General features: G+C 72.0%; 17 protein-coding genes. 10 read left to right on the top strand and 7 right to left on the bottom strand.

The window, feature by feature from the left end:
* Positions 1-11 precede the first annotated feature (11 nt).
* The 5 genes from recO to AB0898_RS24905 all read left to right on the top strand — a co-directional run bounded on the left by recO (position 12) and on the right by AB0898_RS24905 (position 3,494).
* On the top strand, positions 12-758 hold the full coding sequence (gene recO / locus AB0898_RS24925; RefSeq protein WP_356096972.1) for a DNA repair protein RecO: 747 nt from the start codon (positions 12-14) through the stop codon (positions 756-758).
* 44 nt (positions 759-802) lie between these two features.
* Positions 803-1,657: an isoprenyl transferase gene (locus tag AB0898_RS24920; RefSeq protein ID WP_366805195.1), complete on the top strand. Its 855-nt coding sequence runs from the start codon at positions 803-805 to the stop codon at positions 1,655-1,657.
* 175 nt (positions 1,658-1,832) lie between these two features.
* Positions 1,833-2,378 carry a YcxB family protein gene (locus AB0898_RS24915; protein ID WP_366805194.1) on the top strand — a complete coding sequence of 182 codons (546 nt, stop codon included), beginning with the start codon at positions 1,833-1,835 and terminating at the stop codon, positions 2,376-2,378.
* A 14-nt stretch (positions 2,379-2,392) separates the two neighbouring features.
* Positions 2,393-2,911 carry a YcxB family protein gene (locus AB0898_RS24910; protein WP_366805193.1) on the top strand — a complete coding sequence of 173 codons (519 nt, stop codon included), beginning with the start codon at positions 2,393-2,395 and terminating at the stop codon, positions 2,909-2,911.
* A gap of 13 nt (positions 2,912-2,924) precedes the next feature.
* Positions 2,925-3,494, top strand: coding sequence for a YcxB family protein (locus AB0898_RS24905; protein WP_366805192.1), 570 nt, complete (start codon positions 2,925-2,927; stop codon positions 3,492-3,494).
* Positions 3,495-4,073: 579 nt separating this feature from the next.
* On the opposite strand, the gene AB0898_RS24900 is transcribed toward AB0898_RS24905, so the two are convergent.
* From AB0898_RS24900 to AB0898_RS24885, 4 genes are all read right to left on the bottom strand, one after another.
* A complete protein-coding gene (locus AB0898_RS24900) occupies positions 4,074-4,484 on the bottom strand; it encodes a transcriptional repressor (RefSeq protein WP_366805190.1) in 411 nt (136 codons plus the stop codon).
* A gap of 62 nt (positions 4,485-4,546) precedes the next feature.
* Positions 4,547-5,440 carry a metal ABC transporter permease gene (locus AB0898_RS24895; protein WP_366805189.1) on the bottom strand — a complete coding sequence of 298 codons (894 nt, stop codon included), beginning with the start codon at positions 5,438-5,440 and terminating at the stop codon, positions 4,547-4,549.
* Positions 5,440-6,270, bottom strand: coding sequence for an ATP-binding cassette domain-containing protein (locus AB0898_RS24890; RefSeq protein ID WP_366805187.1), 831 nt, complete (start codon positions 6,268-6,270; stop codon positions 5,440-5,442). The genes AB0898_RS24895 and AB0898_RS24890 overlap by 1 nt, the downstream gene beginning before the upstream one ends.
* Positions 6,267-7,229 (bottom strand): metal ABC transporter substrate-binding protein, encoded by a 963-nt coding sequence (locus tag AB0898_RS24885; RefSeq protein ID WP_366805186.1) that lies wholly within the window; start codon positions 7,227-7,229, stop codon positions 6,267-6,269. The genes AB0898_RS24890 and AB0898_RS24885 overlap by 4 nt, the downstream gene beginning before the upstream one ends.
* A 238-nt stretch (positions 7,230-7,467) precedes the next feature.
* Between AB0898_RS24885 and AB0898_RS24880 the strand changes: the two genes are divergently transcribed.
* From AB0898_RS24880 to AB0898_RS24870, 3 genes are all read left to right on the top strand, one after another.
* A complete protein-coding gene (locus AB0898_RS24880; protein WP_366805184.1) occupies positions 7,468-8,850 on the top strand; it encodes a glycine--tRNA ligase in 1,383 nt (460 codons plus the stop codon).
* Between the two features lie 160 nt (positions 8,851-9,010).
* Entirely contained in the window at positions 9,011-10,021 is a 1,011-nt protein-coding gene (locus AB0898_RS24875; protein ID WP_366805183.1) for an aldo/keto reductase, read from the top strand.
* Positions 10,022-10,134: 113 nt separating this feature from the next.
* Positions 10,135-10,725 (top strand): TetR family transcriptional regulator, encoded by a 591-nt coding sequence (locus AB0898_RS24870; protein ID WP_366805182.1) that lies wholly within the window; start codon positions 10,135-10,137, stop codon positions 10,723-10,725.
* Positions 10,726-10,778: 53 nt separating this feature from the next.
* Here AB0898_RS24870 and AB0898_RS24865 read toward each other — a convergent pair whose 3' ends face one another.
* From AB0898_RS24865 to AB0898_RS24855, 3 genes are all read right to left on the bottom strand, one after another.
* Positions 10,779-11,918: a serine hydrolase domain-containing protein gene (locus AB0898_RS24865; RefSeq protein WP_366805181.1), complete on the bottom strand. Its 1,140-nt coding sequence runs from the start codon at positions 11,916-11,918 to the stop codon at positions 10,779-10,781.
* Between the two features lie 82 nt (positions 11,919-12,000).
* Positions 12,001-12,228: a hypothetical protein gene (locus AB0898_RS24860; protein ID WP_366805180.1), complete on the bottom strand. Its 228-nt coding sequence runs from the start codon at positions 12,226-12,228 to the stop codon at positions 12,001-12,003.
* A gap of 160 nt (positions 12,229-12,388) precedes the next feature.
* Positions 12,389-13,819: an MFS transporter gene (locus tag AB0898_RS24855; protein WP_366805179.1), complete on the bottom strand. Its 1,431-nt coding sequence runs from the start codon at positions 13,817-13,819 to the stop codon at positions 12,389-12,391.
* Between the two features lie 178 nt (positions 13,820-13,997).
* Between AB0898_RS24855 and AB0898_RS24850 the strand changes: the two genes are divergently transcribed.
* Together AB0898_RS24850 and AB0898_RS24845 are read left to right on the top strand one after the other, a co-directional pair.
* On the top strand, positions 13,998-14,873 hold the full coding sequence (locus AB0898_RS24850; RefSeq protein WP_366805178.1) for a helix-turn-helix transcriptional regulator: 876 nt from the start codon (positions 13,998-14,000) through the stop codon (positions 14,871-14,873).
* Positions 14,858-15,433, top strand: a complete 576-nt coding sequence (locus tag AB0898_RS24845) for a hypothetical protein (protein WP_366805177.1) — start codon at positions 14,858-14,860, stop codon at positions 15,431-15,433. Before AB0898_RS24850 ends, AB0898_RS24845 begins: the two co-directional genes overlap by 16 nt.
* The last annotated feature ends 22 nt before the right edge of the window (positions 15,434-15,455 follow it).

Here is a 15,455-nt window from a genome sequence, read left to right as displayed (position 1 = left end):
AGAATGGCCCCATGAGTCTGTTCCGCGACGACGGCATCGTGCTGCGCACCCAGAAGCTCGGCGAGGCGGACCGGATCATCACGCTGCTCACCCGCGGGCACGGACGGGTACGGGCCGTGGCCCGGGGCGTGCGGCGCACGAAGTCGAAGTTCGGGGCGCGCCTGGAGCCGTTCTCGCACGTGGACGTGCAGTTCTTCGCGCGCGGCAGCGAGCTGATCGGCCGCGGCCTCCCGCTGTGCACCCAGAGCGAGACCATCGCGCCGTACGGCGGCGGGATCGTCACCGACTACGCCCGCTACACCGCCGGCACGGCCATGCTGGAGACGGCCGAGCGGTTCACCGACCACGAGGGCGAACCGGCCGTGCAGCAGTATCTGCTCCTCGTCGGCGCCCTGCGCACCCTCGCGCGCGGCGAGCACGCCCCGCATCTCGTCCTCGACGCGTTCCTGCTCCGCTCGCTCGCGGTGAACGGCTACGCGCCCAGCTTCGGGGACTGCGCGCGCTGCGGGATGCCCGGGCCGAACCGGTTCTTCTCGGTCGCCTCGGGCGGCTCGGTCTGCGTGGACTGCCGGGTCGCGGGCAGTGTCGTACCGTCCCCGCAGACCCTGGTGCTGCTCGCCGCGCTGCTTACGGGAGACTGGGAGACGGCGGACGCGGCCGAGGCGCGGCACGTCCGCGAGGGGAGCGGCCTGGTGTCCGCCTATCTGCACTGGCATCTGGAGCGCGGGCTGCGCTCCCTTCGGTACGTAGAGAAGTAAGCAGCGAAGTAAGCGGCTAGCACGGCTGAGGAGACGAGAAGCACATGGTCGTACGCGGATTTCTGGGGCGGCGGCAGCGCGAGTACAAGGCGCCCGAGCCGCACCCCTCGGGCGCGCGTGCGCCGAAGCTTCCCGGTGAGCTGATCCCCGAGCACGTCGCGATCGTCATGGACGGCAACGGGCGCTGGGCCAAGGAGCGCGGGCTGCCGCGCACCGAGGGGCACAAGGTGGGCGCCGAGCGGGTGCTCGACGTGCTCCAGGGCTCCATCGAGGTCGGTGTGCGCAACATCTCCCTCTACGCCTTCTCCACCGAGAACTGGAAGCGCTCGCCCGACGAGGTGCGCTTCCTCATGAACTTCAACCGCGACTTCATCCGCAAGACCCGCGACCAGCTCGACGAGCTGGGCATCCGGGTGCGGTGGGTGGGCCGTATGCCCAAGCTGTGGAAGTCGGTCGCCAAGGAGCTCCAGATCGCACAGGAGCAGACCAAGGACAACGACCTGCTCACCCTGTACTTCTGCATGAACTACGGCGGCCGCGCCGAGATCGCGGACGCGGCGCAGGCCATCGCGGAGGACGTGAAGGCGGGCCGCCTCGACCCGTCCAAGGTCACCGAGAAGACGCTCCAGAAGTACATGTACTACCCGGACATGCCGGACGTCGACCTCTTCCTGCGCCCCAGCGGCGAGCAGCGCACCTCCAACTACCTTCTCTGGCAGAGCGCCTACGCCGAGATGGTCTTCCAGGACGTGCTGTGGCCCGACTTCGACCGGCGTGACCTGTGGCGCGCCTGCGTCGAGTTCGCCTCCCGCGACCGCCGCTTCGGCGGTGCCGTACCGAACGAGGAGCTGCTCGCGATGGAGGAGGCGATGAAGGGCGACGATTCGGCCGGCGCCTGACCGTCCGCTTTCTCGCTTTTCCGCGGTTCCTTTGCGCGATTCCGCCCCTGGCCGGTGATCACCGGCCAGGGGCGGAGCCGTTGCGGGGCGGATGTAACCGTAAAGGGCTCGTTCAGAAGATCATCTGGTCTTACGATCCCCTCGCACGATCGTGCACAGGGTGAGGGGTGGGGCCGTGGAGCGGGAACCGGAGGCCGTCGAGGAGACGGCCGGGGATGTCGTGGAGCTGACGTACCGGCTGGAGGCCGCGGACCTCACGTCCGCGTTGCGGGCCCGGCTGCGGGTGAGCCGCACGGGGTGGGTGTTCTTCTGGGCACCCGGCGTGGTGCTCGGCGTCTTCGTGATACAGGTCGCGTTGTACGTCGCCGGATTCCACCAGCACATCTCGCTCGGCTCGATGATCACGATGCTGATCCTCACCGGGGTGCTCCCGCTCTCCCCCTGGCTGACGGGCCGCCGCCTCGCGCGCTACACCGGGCGGCAGGGCGTCTTCCGGGCCACCGTGACGGACGCCGGGGTCACGCTGGTGACCGACACCACCACCGCGACGGTCACCTGGCAGGCCCAGCCCCGCTACCGCGAGACGCCCCGGGCGTTCGTCCTGTTCAGCGGCGACGCGAACGCCACGGGCTTCACCCTGCTCCCCAAGCAGGGCCTGCCCGACCGCGCGGACGCGGACCGCCTGCGGGCGATCCTGGACCGCCACCTCGTGCGCTGCTGAGTCCTGGAGGGGAAATGGCTGGGGATGCGGTGGAGTTGACGTACCGGCCGACGCGCGAGGACTGCGCGTCGGCCGTGAGGGCCCGGATGCGGATGACCTGGATGCGGTGGGGGCGGGCCCTGCTGGTCGTCGCCGCGGGGCTCGCGCTGGCGGTGGAGGCCGCGCTGCCGGCCGGCGGGCACGGTGGGCTGCCGCCCGGGGAACTCGCGGCCGTGGTGGTGGGCGCGGTACTGCTGCTGGGGATGCCCTGGGCGACGAGCCGGAATCTCCACAGCGCTCTTGAGCGGGAGGGGGCGTTCCGGGTCACGGTGACGGAGGCCGGGCTCACACTGGTGACCGACCTGTCGGCGGAGCCGGTGACGGTGACCTGGGAGGAGCGGCCGCGCTACACGGAGACGGAACGCGTCTTCGTCCTGGCGAGCGCCGACCGCAACGCGAGCGCCTTCACCGTGCTCCCCAAGCAGGGCCTGCCCGACCGTGCGGACACGGACCGCCTGCGGGCGATCCTGGACCGCCATCTGACGCGCTGCTGAGTTCGGAGTGGACATGGAGAACGTGGAGAAGGAGACGGTGGACGACGCGGGCGTGGCGGGGGACGCGGGCGTGGTGGGTGACGTGGTGGAGCTGACGTACCGGCCGGTGGCCGCGGACTTCAGCTCGGCGCTGCGGGCACGGATGCGGATGCGCAGACAGTGGCGGCTGCAGCGGTGGCTTGTCGTCTTCGGCGGGTTCCTGCTCGTCCTGGAGGCCGTGCTGCTGGCTCTCGGGCAGCCGGGCCTGCCGCTGTTCCTGCTGGCGCTGAGCACGGCCGGTCTCGCGCTGGACCTGCTGTCCCCCTGGCTGCTGGGCCGCCGGCTCCAGCGCCTGGCCGAACGGCAGGGCGAGTGGCGGGTCACCGTGACGGAGACCGGGATCTCGGTGGCGACCGACACCACCACGACCTCCCTCACCTGGCAGGCCCAGCCCCGCTACCGCGAAACGCCCCGCGTGTTCGCCCTGTTCAGCGACGACGCGAACGCCACGGGCTTCACCCTGCTCCCCAAGCACGGCCTGCCCGCCAGCACGGACACGGACCGCCTACGGGCCCTGCTGAACCGCCACGTGACGCGCTGCTGAGTCCGCCCGGCCGGCGAAACGGCTGGAAGCCGGCCACCGACCCGCGCGAAACCCCTGCGGGGCCTTGCGGGGCCCTGCGGATGCGGGGATGCTCCGGTGACGTACGCCTGCTCGCGCTGTTGACCCGAGTCGGCCCCGCAGGTGCGGGGACGGCCCCATGTGCCGGACGTAACCGGTGCCGGCCGGGAAGTGCTCCCCGCATCCGGCGGGGATGGCCCCCCGTTCCTGGCCGAAGGCGGCCTCGGCGCCGAGTGCTCCCCGCGCGGGGATGGTCCCGAGCGCATGTACAACAGCGACGTCGGCGGCCGCTGCTCCCTGCCCGCGCGGGGATGGTCCGCACGTCGCCCTCTACGCGGGCGCCGGCCAAGTCTGCTCCCCGCCCCGGGCGGGGATGGTCCTGACCTCGTCCCCGCACCCGGGCAGCTCAACCTCTGATCCCGGCCCGCTCGGGGAGGGTCCAGGAGGGCGGAAGCCGGTGTGGAACGGGGATCGCGACCGCAGCTCGTCCCGCAGGGAGGGCCCGCAGCCGCAGGTATCAGAGGGGGGGCCGGGGTCACCCCGGTTGCCCGGATCCGCGGCTCAGCCGGAGGCGCAATCCGCGCAGGTGCCGAAGATCTCCACCGTGTGGGCCACGTTCACATACCCGTGTTCCGAGGCGATCGCCTCCGCCCACTTCTCCACCGCCGGGCCCGCCACCTCGACCGCCTTGCCGCAGGTGCGGCAGACGAGGTGGTGGTGATGCTCGCCGGTGGAGCAGCGGCGGTAGACGGACTCGCCGTCGGAGGTGCGCAGGACGTCGACCTCGCCGGCCTCGGCGAGGGACTGAAGCGTGCGGTACACGGTGGTGAGCCCCACCGAGTCGCCCTTGTGCTTGAGCATGTCGTGCAAGTCCTGCGCGCTGCGGAACTCGTCGACCTCGTCCAGGGCCGCCGCCACCGCTGCGCGCTGCCGGGTCGCGCGGCCCTTCACGGGCGGTCCAGCGGTCGTCACCGGGTGCCTCCTCATGTCTGCGCCTCTGACCGGGCCATTGTGCCAGCCCGGACCCCACCGGGTCAGACGCCGACCTCGTCCCCGGCCGCCCGCGTGGCCGGAATCGCGCACTCCGCCGGGTCCCCGGGCCCCGGTGCCGTACGGGCGCGTCGGCGGCCCACGGGCGCCGCCAGCACGGCCAGCACCGCGAACGCGGCGATGGTGAGCAGCACGATCGTGGCCCCGGGCGGGACGTTGACATAGAACGAGGTGACCGTGCCGCCGAGCGAGACCACCACCCCGATCGCCACCGCGAGGCCGAGCGTCGTCACGAAGCCCCGGGTGAGCTGCTGCGCGGCCGCCACGGGGACGACCATCAGCGCGGAGACCAGGATCAGCCCCACCACCCGCATCGCCACGGTGACCGTGACCGCCGCGGTGACGGCGGTGAGCAGGTTCAGCGCCCGCACCGGCAGCCCGGTGACCCGCGCGAACTCCTCGTCCTGGCTGACGGCGAACAGCTGCCGCCGCAGCCCCAGCGTCACCGCGATGACCAGCGCGGCCAGCACCACGATCGCGGTCACGTCGGAGGGTGCGACCGTGGCGAGGGAGCCGAAGAGGTACGTGGAGAGGTTGGCGGTGGAACCCCCCGGCGCGAGGTTCACCAGCATCACACCGCCCGCCATGCCGCCGTAGAAGAGCATGGCCAGCGCGATGTCGCCGCGTGCGCGGCCGTACCAGCGGATCAGCTCCATGAGCACCGAGCCCGCGACCGAGACCAGCGTGGCCATCCACACCGGCGAGGAGTGCAGCAGGAAGCCGAGGCCGACGCCGGTCATCGCGACGTGCCCGATGCCGTCGCCCATGAGCGGCTGGCGGCGCTGGACGAGGTGGATGCCGATCGCGGGCGCGGTGATGCCGACCAGGACGGCCGCGAGGAGCGCCCGCTGCATGAAGGCGTAGTTCAGGAGGTCCATCAGCTCAGCAGTCCCATGCGGATCGGTGCGGCGCCCTCGGGGGCGTGCGGATCAAGGCAGTGGTGCGAAGCACCTCCGCCAAGGGCGGTGGTGGGCGACGGGTGGGCATGGTCGTGGCCCGGGAGCGCGTGCTGGCCGACGGCCTTCGGGGGCGGGCCGTCGTGCAGCACGCAGCCGTCGCGCAGGACGATCGCGCGGTCGATCAGCGGCTCCAGCGGGCCCAGCTCGTGCAGGACGAGCAGCACGCTCGCCCCGCCCGCGACCTGCTCGCGCAACGTCGTGGCCAGCACCTCCTGGCTGGCGAGGTCCACGCCCGCCATCGGCTCGTCCATGATCAGCAGCTCGGGATCGGAGGCCAGCGCCCGCGCGATCAGCACCCGCTGGTGCTGCCCGCCGGAGAGCGCGGTCACCGAGTCCCCGGCGCGGTCCGTCATGCCGACCAGTTCGATAGCCCGGCGCACCGCCTCCCGGTCCGCCTTGCGGAAGGGGCCGAAGCGGGTCCGGGACAGCCGCCCGGAGGAGACGACCTCGGTCACGGTGACGGGCACGCCCCCGGCCGCGCTGGTGCGCTGCGGTACGTACCCCACGCGCGCCCACTGGCGGAAGGACTTCAGCGGCGTGCCGAACAGCTCCACCGAGCCGGATACGGCCGGCACCTGTCCGATGGCGGTGCGTACGGCGGTGGACTTGCCGGAGCCGTTGGCGCCGAGCAGCGCGACGACCTCGCCGCGCCCCACGGTCACGTCGACGCCGCGCAGGACGGGACGGCCGCCGAGTTCGGCGCGGATGCCGCGCAGTTCCAGTACGTAATCGGTGCCGGCCGTGGTCATTTCGCCCCCAGTGCCTTCTGCAGGGCCTTGAGGTTGGCCTCCTGGACGGCGAAGTAGTCCCGGCCGCGCGACTTCCCGGTGATGCCCTCGATGGGGTCGAGCACGTCCGTCTTCAGACGGCCGTCCCCGGCGATGGTCTTCGCGGTCTTGTCGCTGACCAGCGTCTCGTAGAAGACGGTGGTGACGCCGTCGGCCTTCGCGAGCTTCTGGAGGTCCCGCACGTGCGCCGCGCTCGGCTCCGACTCGGGGTCGAGGCCGCTGATGGCCTCCTCGGTGAGGCCGTAGCGCTCGGCGAGGTAGCCGAAGGCGGCGTGGGTGGTGATGAAGACCTTCGTCCTGGTGTGCGCGAGGCCGTCCTTGTACTGGGTGTTCAGCTCGTCGAGCCGCTTGACCAGGGCGTCGGTGTTCTTCGCGTAGGCGGCCTTGTGCTTCGGGTCGGCCTTCTCGAAGGCGCGGCCGACACCCTTGGCGACCTGGGCGTAGCGCACCGGGTCGAGCCAGATGTGCGGGTCCTTGCCCGTCTCCTCGTCGTCGTGGCCGCCCTCGGCGTGCTCGGCGGCATGGCCGCCCACCTCGGTGCCGTGCTCCTCCAGCGTGGTCAGCGTCGCCGCGTCGACCTTGGTCTTGACCGGCGAATCGGCCACCGCCCGGTCGACCGACGGCTGGAGCCCCTTCAGATAGAGGACCGCGTCGGAGTCCTGGAGCCCGGCTATCTGCTGCGGGCTGATCTCCAGGTCGTGCGGCTCCTGGCCGGGGGTGGTCAGCGTCGTCACGTGGACGTGGGAGCCGCCTATCTCGTTCGCCAGGAAGGCCATCGGATAGAAGGAGGCGACGACGTCCAGCTTGTCCGTGCTCCCCGCCGCGCTCGCACCACCCGAGCAGCCGGTGAGCGCGCCGAGGCCCAGCGCGGTGGCGGCCGCGAGCGCGGACCCGGATATGAGGCGTCGTCGTACGTTCATGACAGTCATTTTCAACAAAGATGGAAACCGTTGTCAACAAGCTGTCCGGCGTCTTGCGATGCGGGCGCCCGCGAGAGAAGTTTGGGAAGGGCTTGGGTGGCCTTGGGTGATCTTGCGCAGGCCCTGGGCGCTCACGGACGGGGGCCGATTTGGCCGAGGGGGAGCCTGCGCCGGTAACCTGAATCATTCGCTGGAAGCATCTCGCTTCAACGCCCGTCGTCGTAATGAAGAGAGCACCGTGGCCGCCGACAAGATCGACACCATCGTCAGCCTGAGCAAGCGCCGTGGCTTCGTTTTCCCCTGCAGTGAGATCTACGGCGGACAGCGTGCCGCCTGGGACTACGGACCGCTGGGTGTCGAGCTCAAGGAGAACATCAAGCGTCAGTGGTGGCGCTACATGGTGACGTCGCGCGAGGACGTGGTCGGTCTCGACTCGTCCGTCATCCTGGCCCCCGAGGTCTGGGTCGCCTCCGGTCACGTCGCCACCTTCACGGACCCGCTGACCGAGTGCACCTCGTGTCACAAGCGGTTCCGCGCGGACCACCTGGAAGAGGCGTACGAGGAGAAGAAGGGCCACGCCCCGGCGAACGGCCTGGCGGACCTGAACTGCCCCAACTGCGGCAACAAGGGCACCTTCACCGAGCCCAAGCAGTTCTCCGGTCTGCTCTCCACCCACCTCGGCCCGACCCAGGACTCCGGCTCCGTCGCCTACCTGCGCCCCGAGACCGCCCAGGGCATCTTCACCAACTTCGCCCAGGTGCAGACCGCCTCGCGCAAGAAGCCGCCGTTCGGCATCGCGCAGATGGGCAAGTCCTTCCGCAACGAGATCACGCCCGGCAACTTCATCTTCCGGACCCGCGAGTTCGAGCAGATGGAGATGGAGTTCTTCGTCAAGCCGGGCGAGGACGAGGAGTGGCAGGAGTACTGGATGCAGCAGCGCTGGAACTGGTACACCGGGCTCGGCATGCGCGAGGAGAACATGCGCTGGTACGAGCACCCGAAGGAGAAGCTCTCCCACTACTCCAAGCGCACCGCCGACATCGAGTACCGCTTCTCGTTCGGCGGCTCGGAGTGGGGCGAGCTGGAGGGCGTCGCCAACCGGACCGACTACGACCTCGGCGCCCACTCCAAGGCCTCCGGCCAGGACCTCTCCTACTTCGACCAGGAGGCCGGCGAGCGCTGGACCCCCTACGTCATCGAGCCCGCCGCCGGTGTCGGCCGCACCATGCTGGCCTTCCTCCTCGACGCCTACACCGAGGACGAGGCGCCCAACGCCAAGGGCAAGATGGAGAAGCGCGTCGTGCTGCGCCTCGACCACCGCCTGGCCCCGGTCAAGGTCGCGGTGCTCCCGCTCTCCCGGAACCCCGAGCTGTCCCCGAAGGCCAAGGGCCTCGCCCAGGCGCTGCGCCAGAACTGGAACATCGAGTTCGACGACGCCGGCGCCATCGGCCGCCGCTACCGCCGTCAGGACGAGATCGGTACGCCGTTCTGTGTGACCGTCGACTTCGACACGCTCGAGGACAACGCGGTGACCGTGCGCGAGCGCGACACGATGAAGCAGGAGCGCGTCTCCCTCGACCAGATCGAGGGCTACCTCGCGGCCCGTCTCATCGGCGCCTGACCTTTTCATCTCCGCCCACCCTCCTGTCCGGTCCTCCGGGCCGGAGGGTGGGCTTTTTCGTGCCCGCTTCCGGTGTCCGAGGGGCTTCTACCCACGATCCGCTGACAAATAACAGATGACAGATATTGAATTCTGTCAGCCGTCGTGCCAGGCTGGACGCATGACGATCCCCACGCGAAATCTCGGAACCACCGGCCCTCAGGTCTCCGCCCTCGGCCTCGGCTGCATGGGCATGTCCGGTATGTACGGCGAGGCCGACCGCCCGGAGGCCATCGCCACCGTGCACGCCGCGCTGGAGGAGGGCGTCACCCTCCTCGACACCGGCGACTTCTACGGCATGGGGCACAACGAACTCCTGGTCGGCGAGGCCCTGCGCACCGCCCCGGCCCACCTGCGGGACAACGCGGTGCTGAGCGTGAAGTTCGGCGCCCTGCGCGACCCGGACGGCGCCTGGCTGGGCTTCGACGGCCGCCCCGCCGCGGTGAAGACCTTCGCCGCCTACTCCCTCCAGCGCCTCGGCGTGGACCACATCGACATCTACCGCCCCTCCCGCCTCGACCCGGACGTGCCGATCGAGGAGACGGTCGGCGCCGTCGCGGAACTGGTCGAGAAGGGCTGGGTCAGGCACATCGGCCTCAGCGAGGTCGGCCCCGACACCATCCGCCGGGCGGCGGCGACGGCCCCCATCAGCGACCTCCAGATCGAGTACGCGCTGATCTCCCGGGGCCCCGAGCGCGAGATCCTGCCCACCCTGCGTGAGCTGGGCATCGGCGTCACGGCGTACGGCGTCCTGTCGCGCGGACTGCTCTCCAACCACATCACCGCCGACCGCGGCTTCGCGGCCAACGACTTCCGCGCCTTCTCCCCCCGCTTCCAGGGCGAGAACTTCCAGCACAACCTGACCCTGGTCGATGCCCTGCGCAAGATCGCGGAGCAGAAGGGCGCGAGCGTCGCCCAGATCGCCATCGCCTGGGTGCTCTCCCGGGGCGACGACATCGTGCCGCTGGTCGGCGCCCGCACCCGTGAGCGGCTGTCGGAGGCGCTGGGCGCGCTCGACGTGACCCTGGACGCGGCCGACCTCGCGGCCATCGAGGAGGCCGTGCCGGCGGACGCGGCGGCGGGGGAGCGGTATGCCCCGGCCCAGATGGCGATGCTCGACAGCGAGCGGTGAGCCGGGGCCGCGGTGTCCGGCGCGGCGACTGGCGAGGTGACAGGCGCGGTGTCCGGCGAAAGGAGCCGTCTGCGCCGGTCACGGCCGCCTTCCCGCCAGGTACGGTCTAGGACATGGCAGCGACCGAGACCCTGACCGCCGAGCGCATCCTCGAAGCGACCGAGGAGGTGCTGCGCCGCCACGGCCCGGCCAAGGCCACCGTGGTCGACGTGGCCCGCGCGCTCGGTGTCAGCCACGGCAGCGTCTACCGCCACTTCCGCACCAAGGCGGCACTGCGCGAAGCGGTGACCAAGCGCTGGCTGGACCGGACCTCGCTCACGCTGGCCGGCATCGCCGGAGCACCCGGCCCTGCCGAGGAGCGGCTGCGCGACTGGCTGTCCGCCCTGTTCGAGGCCAAGCGGCACAAGGCGGGCGACGACCCCGAACTGTTCGCCACCTACAGCGTCCTCGCCGACGAGAGCGGCGCCACGGTCGGCGAGCACATCACCGACCTCACCACCCAGCTCACCGCCATCATCGAGGCCGGCGTCGACGCGGGCGCCTTCCGCCCGGCCGACCCCTCCGCCGAGGCCCGCGCCGTCTTCCAGGCCACGGCCCGCTTCCACGACCCCTGCCACGCGCGCGAGTGGCAGCGGCCGGAGATCGAGACGGACTTCGAAGCGGTGGTGGGGCTGCTGATACGGGGGTTGCGGGCGCCCGAGTAGGCCGCGGGCCGCTGCGCGGGTGCGGTGCGGTCGCTGCGGGGCTGGGTCGCCGGTCAGGCCGTGACCCGCCAGAAGTCGCGCATCGCCTCCGGTGGGGTGGGGCCGGTCATGACGACTGGGGTGAGCAGGACGGTGACCTTGCCGGTGGCCGGGACCAGGTGGGCCGCGGTGCCGGTGCCGCCGACCCAGCCGTAGCGGCCGGGGACGGTCCAGGGGTCGGTGCGGGCGACGTCCACCGAGCCGCCGTAGCCCCAGCCCTGGCCCTCCAGGAAGAGGGGGCTGGCCTCACGCTGGGCCGGGGTGAGGCGGTCGGTGGTCATCCGGGTCACGGAGTCCGGGGAGAGCACGCGGCGGCCCTCGGGGCTCTCGCCGCGTGCGAGGAGCATGCGGGCGAAGGCCAGCCAGTCGTCGGCGGTGGAGACCAGACCGCCGGCGCCGGAGGGGAAGTCGGGCATCCGGCGCCAGTCGTCCACGCGGTCGTCGTCGAACTCGGCGGTGCCGTCCTCACCCGGGCGGAAGGCCGAGGCGAGCCGCCCCCAGTCCCGTTCGGGCACGCGGAACCCGGTGTCCTTCATGCCGAGGGGCCCGAAGAGCCGCTCGGCCATGAAGTCCGGGAGCGTGCTGCCGGAGGCCCGCGCGATCAGGGCGCCCTGGAGGTCGGAGGCGGTGTTGTAGAGCCAGGTCTCGCCGGGCCGGCTCAGCATTGGCACCTTGGCGAGTTCGGCGAGCCAGGTGTCCAGGGGCGGGTAGGTGTGCGGGAAGCGGCCGTTCTGCACGGCGAACAGCGCGGTGACCGCGGGCAGCGAGAAGTCGGCGGGGAAGCCCCAGCCGGGACGGGAGCTGAGCAGATCCTCCACGGTGATGGACCGTTCGGCCGGGACCACGTCGTCCACCGGGCTCTCCGGCGTCCGCACCATCAGCGGCGCGGCCAGTTCCGGCAGCCACTGTTCCACCGGGTCCTCCAGCGCGACCCGGCCGTCCTCGACCAGCATCATCAGCGCGGCGGCGGTGAGGGGCTTGCTGACGGAGGCGATCCGGAACAGCGAGTCACGGGCCATCGGCACCTTCCGGCCCCCGTCCGCGTGCCCGACGGTCACCACCTCGACCTCGTCCCCGCGTGCGACCAGCGCGACCGCGCCGGGGAGGCGGCCGTCGTCGACGTAACGGCGCAGGGTGTCGTGCGGTGCGGTCATGGGGGTCGCCTTCCGGTCGGCGCGGGTCGCGGGTCGCGGGTCGCGGGCCGTCAGGGTGTACGACTCCCACGGCCGCGCCGAATCATCGCCGCGCGGGGTCGACGGTCGCCTGATGGGCCTCGGCGAGATGCGCCGCGGCCTTCTCCAGGTGCTCCCCGGCCCGGCCCCACGGCAGGAACCGCGTCCCCTCCCGCCAGCCGCAGGTCCCGCAGCTGATCACCCGCGAGAGCCCGCTCTGCCGTACCCCCACCTCGTGCACGCGCCCGTGCCGGTCCCATCGCCGCACACTTCCCGTACCCCTGCTCTCCATGGCGGGAGTGTGCAGCACGGGAGGCGGGGCGTGGGCGGGAACAGGGGGTGAGGCCCGTTACACCGGGCGGACATGTGGGGCCCACAGCGCGGACATGTGGCGGGCCCACATAGGGGCCCCGTATATGCCCCCTCGCCTGTGTCCGTTCACCTGTGGCCTCTCACCCCACCTCCCTCGGCAGCCGCAGGCTCAGCAGCCCCGTGACGAGGATGGCGCCCAGCTGGGTGGCGAGCGCGGCGAGCAGGGCGTCGCGCATCCCCAGCCGGGGGATCAGGCTCAGGAACAGCGCGCCCAGGGTGGCCACGCCGAGGGCGAGGGACGCCTGCTGGGTGGTCGTCAGGACACCGCCGCCCACGCCGGCGCGGGCGGACGGTACCTCCGCGAGGACGATGCGCATCAGGTTCGGCAGCTGGAGCGCCTGTCCGGCTCCGGCGACGGCCGCGCCCGGCAGTAGTGTGCCGAGGCCCAAGTGCGGCCAGTCGCCCCACACGGCCAGCGCGATGAGCAGGATGCCGAGGCCCTGCAGCACGGACCCGGTCGCGACCACCCGCGTGCCGAAGCGGGCGATCAGCCGCGGCCCGGCCAGCGAGACGAGCAGGAACGCCACCGCCATCGGCGCGAGCGCCAGCCCCGCCGCCACCGGCCCGAGCCCCGCCCCCTGCTGGAGGCTCAGCGCGATCACGAACATGAACCCGCTGAAGCCCAGCGAGAACGGCACGATGATCAGCAGCCCGCGCCGCAGCGACGGCGCCGCGAACAGGCTCGGCGGCAGCAGCGGGGTCTGCCCCCGCCGGTCCGCGCGGCGCTCGACGGCGTAGAACGCCCAGGCCGCGACCGGGCAGGCGGCCAGCGACAGCCAGGTCCACAGCGGCCAGCCGGTCGCGCGGCCCTCGGTCAGCGGGGCGAGCAGCGCGAGGAGGGCGACGGCGAGCAGGACGGTGCCGGGCACGTCCACCGGTTCGGGGTGCCGGGAGCGGGTGTCGGGGACGCGGCGGACGGCGAGCACCAGACCGAGGACGACCACGGGCACGTTGACGAGGAAGATCGACCGCCAGCCGGTGCCGGCGATGTCGGCGGCCACCAGGACGCCGCCCAGAATCTGCCCGATCACCATGGAGAGCCCCGCCGTCGCGCCGTACAGGCTCATCGCGCGGGCGCGGCGGCCGCCGGCCGTCGTGGCCTGGATGGTGGCGAGCACCTGCGGGAGCATCATCGCGGCCGCCGCGCCCTGCGCGGCCCGCGCCGCGACCAGGCTCCACGCGCCCGGCGCGAGTCCGCACGCCAGCGAGGTCAGGCCGAAGGCGGCCATTCCGGCGAGGAACAGCCGCCGCCGGCCGAAGAGGTCGCCGAGCCGGCCGCCGAGGACGAGCAGGACGGCGTAGGTGACGCCGTACCCGGCCACGACCAGCTCAAGGACGGCCTCGCTCGCGTGGAGGTCGGCGCCGATGGCGGGCAGGGCGACGTTGACGATGAAGAAGTCGACCAGCGGGAGTGCCGCGGCCAGCAGGACGGTCAGCAGGCCCGGCCCGGTGAGGGTGGGTGCCGCCGCCGGGGCGCGCACGGTGGGCGCGCCGGTGAGGGTCTCGGTCATGTCCCCGAGCCTGCGCCGTGGCGTAGACGGGTACCAGAGTGTTCTCATCCTGGTACCGGAACTACCCGCCCATCCCCTCCGTCCGGCCCGGCAGATCCGTCGACCTGGTACTGATTCCCGCTCATCCTGGTGGCAGAAGTACCTGGAAACGGGGTGGGCGCGGGCGCATTCTGGAACCATGTCGACCATGGCCCAGGACATCACCGCCCCCGTGACCCAGAGCGCGGAGATCCGGCGCCATGAGCTGGCCACGTTCCTGCGCAGCCGCCGTGAGCGCATCTCGCCCGAGCAGGTGGGGCTGCCCCGGGGAGCCCGGCGCCGTACGCCGGGACTGCGCCGGGAGGAGGTCGCGCACCTCTCCGCGGTGGGCGTCACCTGGTACACGTGGCTGGAGCAGGCCCGCAACATCCAGGTCTCGGTCCAGGTCCTCGACGCCCTCGCCCGTACCCTGCTGCTCGACCCCAGCGAACGGGCCCACCTCTTCCAGCTGGCCGGGGCCACCGACCCCACGCCCGCCGCGAGCTGCCCGAGCCTCACCCCGGCCCTGCGGGACGCGCTGCGCCAGATGGATCCGTACCCCGCCGCCGTGCAGAACAGCCGCTACGACATCCTGGCCTACAACCGCGCGTACGCCCGGCTGCTGTGCGACCTGGACGCCGTCCCGCCGGAGGACCGCAACTGCGTGCTCCTCGCCTACACCCACCCCGACTGGCGCTCCTCGATCGTCCACCTCGACGACGCCCTCCGCCTGATGGCCGCCCGCCTCCGCGCCTCCCTCGCCGGCCACCTCGGCGAACCGGCCTGGAAGGTCCTGCTGAAGCGCCTCCAGACCATCCCCGAGTTCCGCGAGAACTGGGAGCGGTACGAGGTCGTCGGCAACCGCTCCAAGACGAAGGAATTCCTCAACCGGTACGTGGGTCACCTGACGCTGGAACACACCGACCTCTGGCTCAGCCCCGACCCGGGTCCCCGGATGGTGATCTACACCCCGAAGAACGAGGAGACGCGGGTGCGGCTGGAGCGGCTTTACGAGCTGGCGTGCGCGGCGGGGTGAACGGGCGGGACCCCCTGCTGGCCGCGGAGCTGGAGCGGTACGACTGGTCCGCTCACCGCTCGTTCCTCGGCGGGGCGGAGCGCCTGCCGGAAGCCGTCGAGCGGCTCGCCTCGGCCGAGTCGGCGCGGGAGGCGGACGCCGCCTGGTCGGAGATCGACAGCATCGCGCTCGTACAGGGCCGCCTCTCGGAGTGCGCCCTGCCGCTGACCTCGTGCCTGATCGCGGGGCTGGAGAGTGCCGGGGCGGAGGGACACAGGCGCATGACCGACCTCCTCGCCACCATCGCCGGCGGCCACGACGATCACGTGGACACCGGCCTGGTGGGCCCGGTGTCGGTACGGGAGTGCGTGCGGCGGATGACGGACCGGCTCGGGCTGTTCGCCGCCGACCTGAAGGCGCACGGGAATCCGAGCTGCGTGGACGTGCTGCTCATGTGCGGGGTGTACGACGCGTCCGTCAGGGACCGCGTCTCCGGCGTCCTCCGGGAGGCCCTCGCACTGCGGTCCTGCGCGCGGATCACGGACCTGATCGAAGCCTCCCTGGCGGACCTGCACGAGTAGGCGGCCCCGCGTACGGGCGCCC

Source organism: Streptomyces sp. NPDC005435 (assembly GCF_040703155.1).
GTDB lineage: Bacteria > Actinomycetota > Actinomycetes > Streptomycetales > Streptomycetaceae > Streptomyces.
This window is presented reverse-complemented; position numbering and strand designations above follow the sequence as displayed.